Below are 14,841 nucleotides of genomic sequence, written 5' to 3' on the forward strand. Positions count from 1 at the left end.
CTGAGCCAGGATCAAACTCTCCAATAAAGTTAGTTTGTCTAGCATCTAAAATAAAAATTGACGTTTCACGTTGTTTGTTTCGTTTAGTTTTCAAAGTTCAACATCGCGTTTCAGCGACTTTTATAATTTAACATTTTGCATTAAATCTGTCAACAACTTTTTCTTTCGTTCCTGACGACGCTTATTAATTTACCATATTAATCATTTAATAGTCAACACTTTTTAAAAAAATGCCAAAATAATTTTATCTTGGCATGATATAAAGCTTAATAATCACTAATGCTGCCACACCCGGTAGACCTAATAAACTCGTTATTGCTGCTGTACCCATGTTAATTGGGATATGAAAATCAAAATATGTCCCTACAACATTTACGATAAAAAGCAATGCTATTCCTAAAGTAACATGAAAAATCACCTTACCTATAAAACGTAATGGCTTAGAGGCAACACCAAAAACAAGAAAAATAAATACTAAAGTAAGAATACCAACAATAATAATTGTAGAATTCATTTTTTCCTCCTTATGAATGACCTATACATCTATTTGTATGGGACAAGACAATAAAAAAGAACAGTTATCATATGCAGCATCTCTTTCATATAAACTAAATAAAACAATACCTCAGCATTAAAAAAAATAAAAAGGCCTGCTTAGAAAGCAGAACCTTTTACCATTGTTCCATTTTTACAGGACGACGCTTTGCTTCTTTCAACAAAAAGAAATATTTCGCCTCTGCTATTTTCAAAGAACAAATGACATCTTGAGACGGTTCTACACTTTGTTCGACCATTCTCTTCTGACGTAACCACTCATTCTTCACTTTTTCCAAAAGTACAATTAACTTATCGTCATACTCTTTACGCAATTTACCCTTTTTTTGAAAGAACATTTTTGTTTCTCCTCTTATACTTCTCTGCGCCCTTCTAACGCTTTGGATAATGTCACTTCATCTGCATATTCTAAATCTCCACCAACTGGCAGACCATGTGCAATACGAGTTACTTTAATGCCTGTAGGTTTTAAGAGGCGGGAGATATACATCGCTGTAGCTTCCCCTTCAATATTAGGGTTTGTTGCTAATATCACTTCTTGTACCGTTTCATCATGTAGTCGCTTTAAGAGTTGCGGGATATTAATGTCTTCCGGTCCAATTCCCTCCATAGGAGAAATCGCACCACGTAACACATGATATACACCTTGATACTCTTTCATTTTTTCCATCGCGATTACATCTTTCGGTTCTTGCACGACACAAACAACTGATTGATCTCGATGTGAATCATTACAAATATAACAAGGATCACGATCAGTAATATGTCCGCATACAGAACAGTACGCTAAATCTCGCTTCGCATTTACAAGTGCTTTCGCGAAACCTAACACATCATCTTCTTTCATATCTAATACGAAAAATGCCAATCGAACCGCTGTTTTCGGTCCGATACCTGGCAACTTCATAAAACTATCGATTAGTTTTGATATTGGTTCTGGATAATGCATGTATCAATATCCTCCTAGAACATTCCACCTGGTAAGTTTAAGCCTTTTGTAAATTTACCCATTGTAGAGTTTGAAAGCTCATCAGCCTTTTTAAGTGCATCATTTGTTGCAGCTAATACTAAGTCTTGTAACATTTCGATATCTTCTGGATCTACAACTTCCTCTTTAATCTTCACTTCAAGAATTTGCTTGTGACCATTTGCAATAACTGTAATCATTCCGCCGCCAGCTGTACCTTCAACTGTTTTTTCACCAAGCTCTTCTTGTGCTTTCGCCATGTCCTTTTGCATCTTTTGCATTTGTTTCATCATGTTATTCATATTTCCCATTCCGCCACGCATCATAATTAATTCCTCCTAATTATTATTACTCTTTTATTTCAATGAGTTCTTGCCCTACTAACTTCACTGCCTCTTCTATAAGAGGGTCTTCCTTTTTCTCCGGGCTTTCTTCAGACTCTCCACCTTCACGTTGTAAAAAGTCTTCACGGATTTTACCCCATTCACTTTTTGGAATGGCAATCATATTTAACCTTTTACTTAGCAATTCAAATAAAGCTTGTTCTACTGTATCCATAGCTTCTCGATTTTCGCTCGCCATCTTACAGTGAATCTCATATTGAAATGCTAAAACGTAAGTGTCATCTGAAGCTGCCACTGGTTCACTATTTTCTAGTAAAACGGCAAACGCTACTTTGTTATATGATTTGAGTCTTCCTAACAACTCACCCCATACAGCTTTTAATTGTTCTAAATCTTGACGCTTCGCTTGTTTTAATACTTCATTTACACGTCCGACAGGAATTTTCATACTTCCTGTTCGTACCGGTTTTGGTGTTGCACGTGTCTCTCTTACTTCCTGTTGTACACCAGCTGGCACACCGTTCTTTTTGACTTGCTCTAACTCTTTCTCCAGTTGCTGCATCCTGTTCATAATTGCTTGCAAACGATCTGTACCATTTGCTTGCATCATAAACTGTTGACACAATTGCACCATAACAACTTCTAAGAAAATACGCGGATGATTTGTCCACTTCATTTCCTGTTGTCCCTTACTAAGGGTATGAATAATCTCATAGATCACTTCCGGTTGCATTTCTTCACTCAACTTACGGAATTGATCATCTACAATTACTCGTTCCAACATATGTTCTAGTTGTGGTGAAGTTTGATATAAAAGCATATCACGATAATAGTAAATGAAATCCTCCATAAAACGAACTGGATCCTTCCCTTTACTCATCATTTCATCTATGATTTGCAATGCTCTTGATACATCATTTTCACGTATGCACTCTACTAAATTGCCTAAGTATTGCTGAGAAACAGATCCTGTTACGGCCAATACATCTTCTGTCGTAACAATCTCATCACTATAAGATATAGCCTGATCAATAAGACTAAGCGCGTCACGCATACCACCTTCGGCAGCACGCGCAACAATTTGTAATGCTTCACCTTCCACTTGCGTACCTTCATTTGTCACGACCGTTGATAATCTCTCAACAATATCATTCACTGATATTTTTCGGAATTCAAAGCGCTGACAACGTGAAATGATTGTAGGTGGGATCTTATGAGGTTCTGTTGTCGCCAAAATAAAGATAACATGTCCTGGCGGCTCTTCTAAGGTTTTTAAAAGCGCATTGAATGCACCCATAGAAAGCATGTGAACTTCATCAATAATGTATACTTTATATTCTACAGCACTTGGAGCGTATTTTACTTTATCTCTAATATCTCGAATTTCATCTACACCGTTATTTGAAGCCGCATCAATTTCTAATACATCTGAAATGGATCCTTGTGTGATTCCTAAACAAGAAGGACATTCATTACAAGGTTCAGCTACCGGAGCATGTTCACAGTTAATTGCTTTTGCAAATACTTTTGCAATTGTCGTTTTTCCTGTTCCCCTCGGGCCAGAAAATAAATAAGCATGTGAAACTTTCTCTTGAAGAAGGGCATTTTGCAACGTTTTTGTCACGTGCTTTTGACCGACTACATCTTCGAACTTTTGCGGTCTCCATGTTCGGTATAACGCTTGGTATGACACGAAAATACGGCCTCCCTCAAAGGTTATTATCTCATTTATTATAACCCATTCTGTTTATAGATTCCAAAAGTTATTTTCTATACAAAAAACTCACCTTTGTATTAAGGTGAGTTTTGTATACATATATAACTGCCGTGCACCCTCCGTCGATTACGTACCATAAGCGTTACTCAAGCAGTTAGCTCGGTTCAGGCACTCCTGCGGCACACGAGAAGACCCGCTTATTGCTGCTTCCTTCCGGACCTGACAAGGTTCACGGGGTCCCGTTGCGCAGGACCCAAACGTCAACACCACTTACTTAAGGCAGACCTTACAGCAACATAACCTCGAGAGGGGATTCGGCCTCGCTAGAGCGGATTGCGAGTATAGGGCACCGCTACCTCCCCGCTTAGCACGGCAAAGTTAAAACCAATATTCGGTTGCCTTCATTAAAGGCATTATCAGTATAACTTGTTTCTTTAGAAAATGCAAATACGTTAGTTCCCAGTATTCTTCTCTAATTTTTTTATTGCTTTTCTTTTTTTACGAAGCTCTCTAAAAAAGTTTGTTAACAACGTACCGCATTCTTCCTCTAGTACACCAGATACTACTTCACATTGATGATTGAAGCGTTCATCCGTTAAAAGATTCATCAATGTCCCTGCACATCCGCCCTTCGGATCACTTGCACCATATACAACTCGCTTCACTCGTGATAAAACAATTCCACCCGCACACATTGGACAAGGTTCTAATGTTACATACAATGTTGCATCTTCTAAACGCCATGTCCCTAATTTTTTACATGCATCATCTATCGCTAGCAACTCAGCATGAGCTATTGATCTTTGCTCAGTTTCCCTTAAATTATGGGCAACACTAATTACCTCACCATCTAACACTATAACTGCTCCAATTGGTACTTCCTGTATTTCCTCTGCCTTTTTAGCTTCTTCTATCGCTAATTGCATAAAATAAATATCTTGATCTTGTTCCATAACATAGTCCTTTCATTACAAATAAAGTACACTTATTTCCATTTACTACACAGGGGATAACTTTTACAAATTCAATCCACCCTAAAAGAAAAAAGAGAGGGGATTACATATGAAAAATACCGCCTTGCTCATTATCGATATGATTAATGACTTTCAATTTTCCCACGGACCCATTCTAGCTAAAAAATGCGAAACTATAACAAACCCTATTTTACAATTAAAGAAAAAAATGAAATCCTTTGGCTATCCTATAATTTACGTTAATGACCATTATCAACTTTGGAGATCTGATATCGACCAACTTATTACTCATTGCACAAATGAATATAGCGAAAATATAATCCATAAGATTGCTCCAAGTTTTGATGAGTACATTTTTATTAAACCACATTATTCCGCTTTTTATGAAACACCTTTAAATTCATTACTAGGTTATTTAAAAATAGAAAATCTAATATTAACAGGGGTTGCCGGAAATATATGTATCCTATTTACAGCTAATGATGCTCATATGAGAAATTATAAATTGTATGTACCACAGGATTGTATCGCCTCTAACAACGACCAAGATAATATACATGCTTTAAAAATAATGGAAACTACATTGAAAGCAAATATAACATCATCAACCAAAATAAAATTTAATTAATACATATATCTATTTTCTAACTTTTTATATCAAATTAACCCGCTCGCTTCCCTCTTGTGCTACAATAATTCTGTTTTGTGTTTTTAGTAGTCACGGTAAATCACTGATTGAAAGGAGGAAACAGCGTGACCGGAGTACCATTTATCACGGTTGAAGGACCAATTGGTGTTGGAAAAACTTCACTTGCGAAGGAAATTTCAACTCACATGCAACTCCACTTACTAAAAGAGATTGTTGATGAAAATCCCTTTTTAGGAAAGTTCTATGAAGACATCGACGAATGGAGTTTTCAAACAGAGATGTTCTTTCTTTGTAATAGATACAAACAATTAGAAGACATTAACATAAAGTACTTGAATCAAAGGAAACCAGTAGTAGCGGATTACCATATCTTTAAAAATTTAATTTTTGCATCCCGCACATTAAAAGACTCTCAATATGACAAATACATGCAAATTTATCGTATCCTTACACAAGATATGCCTGTGCCAAATGTCATTGTTTATTTAACAGCTAGCCTAGAAACATTGCAAAAACGAATCGCCATGCGCGGAAGAGAATTTGAAAAAAACATGGATCCAAATTACTTACTACAGCTCACAAAAGATTATGAAACAGCAATGGATGCTTTTAAAAAAGATCATCCGGAAATACCAGTATTGAAATTTAATGGCGACGATATGGATTTTGTAAAAAATCCTGATGATTTAAACGTTATCCTATCTGCCCTTCAAAATACTCTCTTAAAGGAGTCGAAATAATAATGAATTTAAGGCAAAAATATGATATACCCAATGACGCAGTAATCACTATCGCCGGAACAGTAGGTGTGGGTAAATCAACTATGACAACTGCATTAGCTAATGCTTTAGGTTATCGCACATCATTTGAAAAAGTAGATTCCAATCCATATTTGGACAAGTTCTATGCGGACTTCACTCGCTGGAGCTTCCACCTACAAGTGTACTTTTTAGCAGAACGATTTAAGGAACAAAAAAGAATTTTTGAATATGGTGGCGGTTTTGTTCAAGATCGTTCCATTTACGAAGACACTGGAATTTTCGCAAAGATGCATCATGAAAAAGGAACAATGACGGAAACTGATTATGAAACATACAAAGGTTTATTTGACGCTATGGTCATGACTCCTTACTTCCCTCATCCAGACTTATTAATTTACTTAGAAGGTTCTTTCGATGATATTGTCGATCGTATTCAAGAACGCGGGCGCCCAATGGAACAGCAAACACCAATTGAGTACTGGAAAGAAATGCATGGACGTTATGAAAACTGGATTAACAACTTTAATTCATGCCCTGTATTACGCTTAAATATTAATGAGTACGATATTTTAAAAGATGGTGATTCAATCGAACCAATCATAAAAAAAATTGGCCATTTTTTAAAACAAACACGTAAACTTGTAAAATAAAAAACCCGTGCATATGCACGGGTTTTCCTATTAAATTACTTCTTCTTTGTTGGAGCAATAATTTCACTCTCAGGTTTTCCTGCGTTAATGCGCTGACGAACAGTACTTGTACTAATATCGTATGCTTCAGCAATCTCTTTAACAGTCATTTCTTTCCCGTTAATTACTGCCGTTAATACTTTACCTGTACGTTTTGGAGCTGCTTCTTTCTTTACAGCTGCTTTTTTAACTTGTTTTGGCGCCTCTACTTTACTCGTAGCTGGTTTTACATCACAAGTACAACCACAAAGTTTACGGAATGTATCATCACTAATAATGCGTGATACGTTTGCACCACTGTTTAAAATTCTATTGTTCTTACAGACAGGACATTGTACATAATATAAAGTTTTTCCATCTAAAGGAAACGTTTGTATAATAAGATCCATGTTGACTCCTTTCATATCTATGAAGATAATCATCGGAATATGAGTGTGTAATAAGGACAAAATTACCTTACACCATACTTTATGATTGGTTTTAAAATAAAAACTCGTTACGTGTTGGTAACGAGTTCTCCAATCTCCACTTATATGCGCTGTTGTCAATTATATCTGGAGGAGGTAGAGGGATTCGAACCCCCGCGCGACTCTCGCCGCCTGTCGGTTTTCAAGACCGATCCCTTCAGCCAGACTTGGGTATACCTCCATATTGACATCAAATATAATATCAAAAGAAAAACAGTTAGTCAACCCTACTAAAATAAATTATGAGGAAAGGAAAATTTTACTTTCCCCTTCCTACATTACAGTACTGACAACGCTCATAATTACCAATCACTCATACCGATGAATGTTTAAATTTACTTAATAACTGTTTTTCCTCCCATATAAGGGCGAAGAACTTCTGGAATTATAATTGTACCATCTTCTTGTTGGTAGTTCTCTAAAATAGCTGCAACCGTACGTCCAATTGCAAGACCAGATCCATTTAATGTATGAACATGTTCTGGTTTTCCATTTGGTTCACGGCGGAAACGGATATTTGCACGTCTCGCTTGGAAAGCTTCAAAATTACTACAAGAAGAAATTTCACGATATGTGCCATAGCTTGGAATCCATACTTCAATATCGTATTTCTTCGCCGCTGTAAATCCTAAATCGCCTGTGCACATGCTCATAACGCGATATGGCAACTCTAATAATTGTAACACGCGTTCTGCATCATTTGTTAACTTTTCTAACTCTTCATAAGAATCTTCTGGTTTTACGAACTTCACAAGCTCTACTTTATTAAACTGATGCTGGCGAATTAAACCACGTGTATCACGTCCAGCTGAACCTGCTTCAGAACGGAAGCAAGAGCTAAATGCAGCATATCTTATAGGCAATTGCTCTTTATTTAAAATCTCATCACGATGCATATTCGTTACAGGTACTTCAGCTGTTGGAATTAAGAAGTAATCTTCACTTTCAATACGGAATGCATCTTCTTCAAACTTTGGAAGTTGTCCTGTTCCTGTCATACTTGCACGGTTTACCATATATGGAGGTAATACTTCTTCATATCCATGCTCATCAGTATGAAGATCAAGCATAAAGCTAATTAAAGCACGCTCTAATCTTGCACCAGCACCTTTGTAGAATACGAAGCGGCTTCCTGTTACTTTCCCAGCGCGTTCAAAATCTAAAATTCCTAAATCAGTAGCAAGATCCCAATGTGGTTTTGGCTCATAAGTAAATTCTTTCACTTCTCCCCAAGTACGTGCTACTACATTATCATCCTCTGTTTCACCAACTGGAGCAGATTCATGAGGGATATTTGGAATAGATAACATTAATCTTTCTAAGTCTTCTTCAACTGTACGAAGTTCGTTATCAAGATCCTTTACTTTTTCTCCAACTTCACGCATTTCTAAAATTAGAGCTTCTGCATCTTTCTTTTCACGCTTCAATACAGAGATTTGTTGAGATACTTCGTTACGTTTACTTTTTAGTTCCTCTGTTTGAACAAGTAGTTCTCTTCTTCTCGTATCCAATTCTTCAAAACGACCAAAATCAGTTAAATCTTCGCCTCTATGCTGTAATTTCGCTTTTACTTCTTCAAAGTTTGTACGTAAAAATTTAATATCAAGCATTGTATACTCCTCCTTTTATTTTATAAAACACAAAAAACTCCCGTCCCTATATAAAGGGACGGGAGTTAACCCGCGTTGCCACCCTAGTTGAAAGCATTACCGCTTTCCTCTCAAGTAGAAATAACGGCTCTTCACCGGGAATGCTTACTAATCCAAAAGATATTCCACATTCCATTCCAGGATGGATTCACAAACTGTTTCTATCGATTTCCACCAACCATCGACTCTCTATAAGAAACGACATTTGTTACTATTTCCTATCAACACGCTTATTTTATAAAATTGTTACCATCAATTTACTATAATCTTATACAAGTTGCAAGTTACTTATACAACTTTTTTCATTTTCGCTTCTTTTACCATTTCAACAAAGTATGCTGTTACACGATGATCATCTGTTAATTCCGGATGGAATGAAGCAGCTAAAAACTGATTTTGTCTTACCGCTACCATTCGGTCACCATGTTTAGAAAGCACTTCAACATTATCAGCTACTTCTACAACATACGGCGCACGGATAAATACACCAACGAAGTCTTCACCCACGCCTTCAATTGAAAGCGCAGCCTCAAAACTATCCTTTTGGCGTCCGAACGCATTACGCTCAACTGTAATATCCATAGCCCCAATATGTGCTTCTTCATAGCCAATAAGTGTTTTCGCAAGAAGAATCATCCCTGCACATGTACCAAACATTGGTTTACCAGACTTTGCAAATGTACGAAGTGGTTCCATGAAAGCATACTTATCAATAAGACGGCGCATTGTTGTACTTTCACCGCCCGGTAAAATAAGACCATCAATCTCTTCAAGTTGCTCTATACGCTTTACAACAACAGCTTCTGCACCACTTGCTTCAACTGATTTTACATGCTCACGAACTGCACCTTGAAGACCTAGTACACCGATTTTCACCATTTTAAAGTTCTCCTTTAATTACCATCCACGCTCTTGCATGCGTTGTTCTGGTAATAACGTTGAAATTTCGACACCCTTCATTGCATTACCTAATCCTTTAGAAAGGCTTGCAATTAGTTCGTAATCTTCATAATGAGTCGTTGCTTCAACGATTGCACGTGCAAATTTCTCTGGGTTTTCTGATTTGAAGATACCAGATCCAACAAATACCCCATCAGCACCAAGTTGCATCATTAATGCTGCATCTGCTGGTGTTGCTACACCACCTGCCGCAAAGTTTACAACTGGTAAGCGACCAAGACGTTTAATTTCAAGTAATACTTCGTAAGGAGCGCCAGTATTTTTTGCATATGTCATTAACTCATCTTCACGTAGACTCGCAACTTGACGGATTTCTGCATTGACTTGGCGCATATGACGCACTGCCTCTACAATGTTTCCTGTTCCTGGTTCACCTTTTGTACGAAGCATAGATGCACCTTCTGCAATACGACGTGCAGCTTCTCCGATATCACGGCAACCACATACAAATGGAACTGTGTAATCACGTTTATTTAAATGGTATACTTCATCAGCAGGAGTTAATACTTCACTCTCATCGATATAGTCTACCCCTAATGATTCTAATACACGTGCTTCTACAAGGTGACCGATACGGCATTTTGCCATAACCGGAATTGACACCGCACCCATAACTTCTTCAACAATTGTTGGGTCTGCCATACGAGAAACGCCACCTGCTGCACGAATATCTGCTGGTACACGCTCTAATGCCATAACGGCAACTGCGCCTGCCTCTTCTGCAATTTTTGCTTGTTCAGCGTTAACTACGTCCATAATAACGCCGCCTTTTTGCATTTCTGCCATTCCACGTTTTACACGTTCTGTCCCTGTTACATTTGTCATGTACAAAAACCCCCCTAGGTGAATTGCTTTCCCCCGTTAAAGGCGAAAATTAAGAATACTCTTACATTCTACCACTAACTATCAGATGCTTGTCTACTACTTTTTCATAAAGTCGGTATGAAAAATAGGAATAAAAAAAAGCTCCTATCGTGAGGAGCTTTTAAAACCAACCTTTTACTGTATCAACAGCACTATTCCACATACCACTAAAGAATGAACCAATTCCGCGCATAGCACGAGTAAACCAGTTTGCTTCTTCTACTTCAGATGTCGTTACAAGATCCACTTGCAGTGACTTACCAGTTAAAAATCCAGGGTCGTTTGTATCTTTTGGCGTAATTACCATTTGACCAAGCGCAGCTCCCTTTTTAATAGGTGCTTCTTGTCCCTTACTTGATTCTTTTAATTCTGTTTTATAAACATCTTTACTTCCTTTTGGCACTGGAAGTGAAATAGCTTGTTTCGTTTGAACTGCTACATCTTTATCTTTCGCATTTTCTACTCGTACTGTTTCTTGTCCTTTTACTGAAGAACCTTTTTTATACATTTGTTTCACTTCGAAGTTAGCAAATCCATAATCATATAGCTTCTTTGTTTCATCAAAACGTGCTGTATGAGAACTTGTTTTAATAACTACAGAAATAAAACGCATTCCGTTTCTTTCAACCGTACCAGTGAAGCAATCTCCTGCTTCTGGAGTTGAGCCTGTTTTTAAGCCATCTACACCATCATATTCTTTAACTAAGCCCTTTAACATCCAGTTCCAGTTCGACATTCCAAACTTCTCTTTTTCTGGACGGAATTCTTTTTTAGGGATTTTTGCTGTATCTAACACTTTTGGATAATCTTTAATTAAATGTTGTGCTAAAGTTGCAACATCCTTTGCAGACATTTTATTTTCTTCATCCGCTGTTGTTCCTTCAGGATGCATTCCCTTTAAATCTTTATTCGTTAAACCTGTAGAATTGACAAATTTATAATTTTTTAACCCTAGTTCTTTCGATTTGTCATTCATCATTTTTACGAAGTCTACTTCTTTACCTGCAATTGCTTCTGCTAATGCAATTGTTGCACCATTTGCAGAAAAGATTGCCATTGCTTCGTATAACTCTTTTACTGTATAAGAGCCACCATTTTCTAATGCAACATTTGATAATGAAGCATCTTGTGAAACCTTATATGCATATTCAGAAACCTTAATTTTCTGGTCCCACTTAAGTTTTCCTTTATCCACTGCTTCGTGAACTAAATATTCACTCATCATCTTTGTCATACTAGCAATGGATAATAATTCATCTGCATTCTTTTGATATAAAATTTTCCCAGAATTCGCTTCTACTAAAATTGCCGCACCTGCTTCAATGTTTAAAGCGGCTCCTGTTTCAGCTGATGCATTGCTATATGGCATAAAAATGCTACAAGCTAGTGTAAGCACTGTTACCAAAGCAATGAATCTTTTGCAAAACATACCTTTCACTTTTGCTACCCCCAATATCTATGTACTCACATAACCGTTATTCTAACATAATCAAAAAAAAATAGACAGAGATATCAAATCTCTGTCTATTTGTATATAAGACATTATAATGAGTAGTTTGGAGCCTCTTTTGTAATTTGTACGTGATGAGGATGACTTTCACGTAAGCCAGCACCTGACATACGAATGAATTGTGCATTTTCGCGTAAGAATTCTAAATCCTGTGCTCCGCAATATCCCATACCTGCACGTAAGCCACCAACTAATTGGTGAACTGTATCTGCTAAAGGTCCTTTATATGGCACTCGTCCTTCAATACCTTCTGGGACAAGCTTTTTATTACCTTCTTGGAAGTAACGATCTTTACTTCCTTTTTCCATCGCACCGACAGAACCCATACCACGATACACTTTAAATTGACGACCTTGGTAAATTTCAGTTTCTCCAGGGCTTTCTGCAACACCTGCAAACATGCTACCTAGCATAACAACATGTGCTCCTGCCGCTAAAGCTTTCACCATATCACCAGAGTACTTAATACCCCCATCAGCAATAACTGGAATACCGTGTTTACGAGCTTCTGTTGCACAATCATAAACTGCAGTTAATTGTGGTACACCAACACCGGCTACAACGCGTGTTGTACAAATAGAACCTGGTCCAATACCAACTTTAACTACGTTTGCACCAGCTTCAATTAATGCTTTCGTTGCTTCAGCAGTAGCAACATTTCCAGCGATAATATTTAGTGATGGGTATTTAGCACGAACTTCTTTTACCTTATCAATAACACCTTTAGAATGTCCATGTGCTGTATCAAGTACAATTGCATCTACACTAGCTTTTACTAATGCATCGATGCGAAGCATAGCATCCGCTGTTACACCAACTGCTGCTCCAACTAATAAGCGTCCTTGCTTATCCTTAGCAGAGTTTGGGAATTCAATTACTTTTTCAATATCTTTTATTGTAATAAGCCCTTGTAATACACCGTTATTATCAACAAGAGGGAGTTTTTCAATTTTATACTTTTGTAGGATCTTTTCAGCTTCTTCCAGTGTAGTACCAACTGGAGCTGTAATTAATTGTTCTTTTGTCATTACGTCAGAAATTTTGATTGAGTAGTCTTGGATGAAGCGCATATCACGGTTTGTAATAATACCAACTAATTTTCGCTCATCTAAATTATTTACAACCGGTACACCTGAGATACGATATTTTCCCATAAGATGTTCTGCATCATATACTTGATGTTCTGGAGTTAAGAAGAAAGGATCTGAAATAACGCCGCTTTCAGAGCGCTTTACTTTATCAACTTGCTCTGCTTGTTGCTCAATAGACATATTCTTATGAATAATTCCTAAACCACCTTGGCGAGCCATTGCAATAGCCATGTCAGCTTCTGTTACTGTATCCATTCCTGCACTAATTAACGGGATGTTTAGCTGTAAGCTTTCAGATAAAACTGTTTTAACACTTACTTCTCTTGGTAATATATCTGACCTAGCTGGTACAAGTAATACATCATCAAAAGTCAAACCTTCTTTAACAAATTTAGATTCCCACATAATTGTTCCCCCTATGATACCAGAAATTATTATTAGTAGCTTATCAATTGGTTAAAATACTGTCAAGGACGTATATATATGTTAGAATTTTTAGACAATAAAAGGAGCGTAATATATGCATCAAACATCTTGTACTTGGCAGCAGTTAAGTTTCTTTTTTTCATCTCAAAACGTACAACGTTATCTTGCCCGTTGTTATGAAAAATCCTCTATTCAGGATGCAGAAAAAAAAAGTTTTGAAAATTGTTATCCCTTTATTTATTACTTAGAACACGGGAAAAATTATTATGAATTATATAAGACAGCTCCATTTTCCATTCAACCAATGTTGTTATTTTATGGAATTAGTCAACTGTTTAAAGCATGCCTACTAACTATTGACCCTAACTATCCTGAATCCACTACTGTTTTAGCTCATGGCGTTACAACTCGCAAACGAAAAAAACAAGGGTATCAATTTTTAGAAGATGAGGTGAAGGTACAAAAAAACGGATTGTTTACTCATGTTGCAGAACAACTGTTTCACATGAAACACTTAGAAGCAGAAAAATTTAACATGTTAGAACTAATGGGAAATATTCCAGAATTACAAAATTTATTTCGTTATAGTCAAAAAGGATCAACTTTATATAAAATTGATTCAACAATTAAAAATGAGCTCTCCTTTTCAGTCAACCTACTAGATCGATTACATATGACTAAAGAGAGATTTTCTCGTTACATTGAAACATCTTGTAAGCATTTATCAATACAACACGTACCTGAGAAGACTAATAAATCGAATTTACTTTTTACAGCGCCTATTCAATCATGGAACCCTATGTACAGTACTCCTTTATACTATGAACATCTTACTAATACTTATTATTTGCCACTTACGACTGACCCTAGAAATCCTAAGCCAATATTACCTGAACTCCTCATTCATTATTTATTGCTCTATAATTTAAGCATGATTTCTAGATATGAAACAGATTGGTGGTATGACTTACTTGGAAGTTATGGTTCTGAAGATTATCCATTTATTTATCAATTTCTAAGTATTTCTGCTCAAAAAATCCCTTACTATATTTCAAATTTTTTATTAATGGAACCAAATCTATTTCATGGGAAATAAAAAAACACAAGTCAAATGACTTGTGTTTTTAGTTGCTTGGCGACGTCCTACTCTCACAGGGACAAGGTCCCAACTACCATCGGCGCTAGAGAGCTTAACTTCCGTGTTCGGTATGGGAACGG

16 protein-coding genes, 1 tRNA gene, 1 rRNA gene, 1 other RNA gene and 1 other annotated feature are annotated in these 14,841 nt (G+C 36.8%); of the genes, 4 read left to right on the forward strand and 15 right to left on the reverse strand.

Annotated features, from left to right (window positions below):
- Nucleotides 1–244 precede the first annotated feature (244 nt).
- From ACTFSL_RS30690 to tadA, 7 genes are all read right to left on the reverse strand, one after another.
- Entirely contained in the window at nucleotides 245–514 is a 270-nt protein-coding gene (locus ACTFSL_RS30690; RefSeq protein WP_001089273.1) for a pro-sigmaK processing inhibitor BofA family protein, read from the reverse strand.
- A 157-nt stretch (nucleotides 515–671) separates the two neighbouring features.
- The gene (locus tag ACTFSL_RS30695) at nucleotides 672–893 is read right to left on the reverse strand and encodes a YaaL family protein (RefSeq protein ID WP_000466019.1); all 222 of its coding nucleotides are present in this window, start codon (nucleotides 891–893) and stop codon (nucleotides 672–674) included.
- A 14-nt stretch (nucleotides 894–907) separates the two neighbouring features.
- The gene (gene recR, locus ACTFSL_RS30700; protein WP_000559169.1) at nucleotides 908–1,504 is read right to left on the reverse strand and encodes a recombination protein RecR; all 597 of its coding nucleotides are present in this window, start codon (nucleotides 1,502–1,504) and stop codon (nucleotides 908–910) included.
- Between the two features lie 14 nt (nucleotides 1,505–1,518).
- Nucleotides 1,519–1,845 carry a YbaB/EbfC family nucleoid-associated protein gene (locus ACTFSL_RS30705; protein WP_014894853.1) on the reverse strand — a complete coding sequence of 109 codons (327 nt, stop codon included), beginning with the start codon at nucleotides 1,843–1,845 and terminating at the stop codon, nucleotides 1,519–1,521.
- A 25-nt stretch (nucleotides 1,846–1,870) separates the two neighbouring features.
- Nucleotides 1,871–3,559, reverse strand: coding sequence for a DNA polymerase III subunit gamma/tau (gene dnaX / locus ACTFSL_RS30710; protein WP_000121587.1), 1,689 nt, complete (start codon nucleotides 3,557–3,559; stop codon nucleotides 1,871–1,873).
- Between the two features lie 132 nt (nucleotides 3,560–3,691).
- Nucleotides 3,692–3,956, reverse strand: an RNA gene (gene ffs / locus ACTFSL_RS30715) — signal recognition particle sRNA large type.
- A 79-nt stretch (nucleotides 3,957–4,035) separates the two neighbouring features.
- A complete protein-coding gene (gene tadA / locus ACTFSL_RS30720) occupies nucleotides 4,036–4,536 on the reverse strand; it encodes a tRNA adenosine(34) deaminase TadA (RefSeq protein WP_000434329.1) in 501 nt (166 codons plus the stop codon).
- Nucleotides 4,537–4,645: 109 nt separating this feature from the next.
- Between tadA and ACTFSL_RS30725 the strand changes: the two genes are divergently transcribed.
- The 3 genes from ACTFSL_RS30725 to ACTFSL_RS30735 all read left to right on the forward strand — a co-directional run bounded on the left by ACTFSL_RS30725 (nucleotide 4,646) and on the right by ACTFSL_RS30735 (nucleotide 6,617).
- A complete protein-coding gene (locus tag ACTFSL_RS30725; RefSeq protein ID WP_000798724.1) occupies nucleotides 4,646–5,185 on the forward strand; it encodes an isochorismatase family cysteine hydrolase in 540 nt (179 codons plus the stop codon).
- A 125-nt stretch (nucleotides 5,186–5,310) separates the two neighbouring features.
- The gene (locus ACTFSL_RS30730; protein ID WP_000148218.1) at nucleotides 5,311–5,946 is read left to right on the forward strand and encodes a deoxynucleoside kinase; all 636 of its coding nucleotides are present in this window, start codon (nucleotides 5,311–5,313) and stop codon (nucleotides 5,944–5,946) included.
- Nucleotides 5,947–5,948: 2 nt separating this feature from the next.
- Nucleotides 5,949–6,617: a deoxynucleoside kinase gene (locus tag ACTFSL_RS30735; RefSeq protein ID WP_001053585.1), complete on the forward strand. Its 669-nt coding sequence runs from the start codon at nucleotides 5,949–5,951 to the stop codon at nucleotides 6,615–6,617.
- A 35-nt stretch (nucleotides 6,618–6,652) separates the two neighbouring features.
- Here the strand turns inward: ACTFSL_RS30735 and ACTFSL_RS30740 are convergent, their stop codons facing one another.
- From ACTFSL_RS30740 to guaB, 7 genes are all read right to left on the reverse strand, one after another.
- Entirely contained in the window at nucleotides 6,653–7,045 is a 393-nt protein-coding gene (locus tag ACTFSL_RS30740; RefSeq protein ID WP_000364193.1) for a DUF3797 domain-containing protein, read from the reverse strand.
- A gap of 166 nt (nucleotides 7,046–7,211) precedes the next feature.
- Nucleotides 7,212–7,304 (reverse strand) — tRNA-Ser (locus ACTFSL_RS30745).
- Between the two features lie 154 nt (nucleotides 7,305–7,458).
- Entirely contained in the window at nucleotides 7,459–8,733 is a 1,275-nt protein-coding gene (gene serS, locus ACTFSL_RS30750) for a serine--tRNA ligase (protein WP_000884187.1), read from the reverse strand.
- A 51-nt stretch (nucleotides 8,734–8,784) separates the two neighbouring features.
- Nucleotides 8,785–9,006, reverse strand: a binding site (T-box leader).
- 54 nt (nucleotides 9,007–9,060) lie between these two features.
- Entirely contained in the window at nucleotides 9,061–9,651 is a 591-nt protein-coding gene (gene pdxT / locus ACTFSL_RS30755) for a pyridoxal 5'-phosphate synthase glutaminase subunit PdxT (protein WP_000238787.1), read from the reverse strand.
- 18 nt (nucleotides 9,652–9,669) lie between these two features.
- On the reverse strand, nucleotides 9,670–10,557 hold the full coding sequence (gene pdxS / locus ACTFSL_RS30760; protein WP_000186165.1) for a pyridoxal 5'-phosphate synthase lyase subunit PdxS: 888 nt from the start codon (nucleotides 10,555–10,557) through the stop codon (nucleotides 9,670–9,672).
- A 160-nt stretch (nucleotides 10,558–10,717) separates the two neighbouring features.
- A complete protein-coding gene (gene dacA / locus ACTFSL_RS30765; protein WP_124749816.1) occupies nucleotides 10,718–12,025 on the reverse strand; it encodes a D-alanyl-D-alanine carboxypeptidase DacA in 1,308 nt (435 codons plus the stop codon).
- Between the two features lie 113 nt (nucleotides 12,026–12,138).
- A complete protein-coding gene (gene guaB / locus ACTFSL_RS30770; RefSeq protein ID WP_000264088.1) occupies nucleotides 12,139–13,602 on the reverse strand; it encodes an IMP dehydrogenase in 1,464 nt (487 codons plus the stop codon).
- Between the two features lie 115 nt (nucleotides 13,603–13,717).
- Between guaB and ACTFSL_RS30775 the strand changes: the two genes are divergently transcribed.
- Nucleotides 13,718–14,719 (forward strand): YaaC family protein, encoded by a 1,002-nt coding sequence (locus ACTFSL_RS30775; protein WP_119682816.1) that lies wholly within the window; start codon nucleotides 13,718–13,720, stop codon nucleotides 14,717–14,719.
- Nucleotides 14,720–14,753: 34 nt separating this feature from the next.
- Here ACTFSL_RS30775 and rrf read toward each other — a convergent pair.
- Nucleotides 14,754–14,841 (reverse strand): 5S ribosomal RNA (gene rrf, locus ACTFSL_RS30780); the annotation flags it as partial.

The sequence above is a fragment of the Bacillus cereus group sp. MYBK108-1 genome, from assembly GCF_051917185.1.
In the GTDB taxonomy this organism is placed as follows: domain Bacteria; phylum Bacillota; class Bacilli; order Bacillales; family Bacillaceae_G; genus Bacillus_A; species Bacillus_A cereus.

What these genes read in the sequence shown, in the direction of transcription:
- guaB (WP_000264088.1), bottom strand. Translation starts at nt 13,602, where the DNA reads ATGTGGGAATCTAAATTTGTTAAAGAAGGTTTGACTTTTGATGATGTA.
- ACTFSL_RS30725 (WP_000798724.1), top strand. Translation starts at nt 4,646, where the DNA reads ATGAAAAATACCGCCTTGCTCATTATCGATATGATTAATGACTTTCAA.
- ACTFSL_RS30775 (WP_119682816.1), top strand. Translation starts at nt 13,718, where the DNA reads ATGCATCAAACATCTTGTACTTGGCAGCAGTTAAGTTTCTTTTTTTCA.
- ACTFSL_RS30690 (WP_001089273.1), bottom strand. Translation starts at nt 514, where the DNA reads ATGAATTCTACAATTATTATTGTTGGTATTCTTACTTTAGTATTTATT.
- tadA (WP_000434329.1), bottom strand. Translation starts at nt 4,536, where the DNA reads ATGGAACAAGATCAAGATATTTATTTTATGCAATTAGCGATAGAAGAA.
- ACTFSL_RS30695 (WP_000466019.1), bottom strand. Translation starts at nt 893, where the DNA reads ATGTTCTTTCAAAAAAAGGGTAAATTGCGTAAAGAGTATGACGATAAG.
- ACTFSL_RS30705 (WP_014894853.1), bottom strand. Translation starts at nt 1,845, where the DNA reads ATGCGTGGCGGAATGGGAAATATGAATAACATGATGAAACAAATGCAA.
- serS (WP_000884187.1), bottom strand. Translation starts at nt 8,733, where the DNA reads ATGCTTGATATTAAATTTTTACGTACAAACTTTGAAGAAGTAAAAGCG.
- pdxT (WP_000238787.1), bottom strand. Translation starts at nt 9,651, where the DNA reads ATGGTGAAAATCGGTGTACTAGGTCTTCAAGGTGCAGTTCGTGAGCAT.
- dacA (WP_124749816.1), bottom strand. Translation starts at nt 12,025, where the DNA reads ATGTTTTGCAAAAGATTCATTGCTTTGGTAACAGTGCTTACACTAGCT.
- recR (WP_000559169.1), bottom strand. Translation starts at nt 1,504, where the DNA reads ATGCATTATCCAGAACCAATATCAAAACTAATCGATAGTTTTATGAAG.
- ACTFSL_RS30740 (WP_000364193.1), bottom strand. Translation starts at nt 7,045, where the DNA reads ATGGATCTTATTATACAAACGTTTCCTTTAGATGGAAAAACTTTATAT.
- pdxS (WP_000186165.1), bottom strand. Translation starts at nt 10,557, where the DNA reads ATGACAAATGTAACAGGGACAGAACGTGTAAAACGTGGAATGGCAGAA.
- ACTFSL_RS30735 (WP_001053585.1), top strand. Translation starts at nt 5,949, where the DNA reads ATGAATTTAAGGCAAAAATATGATATACCCAATGACGCAGTAATCACT.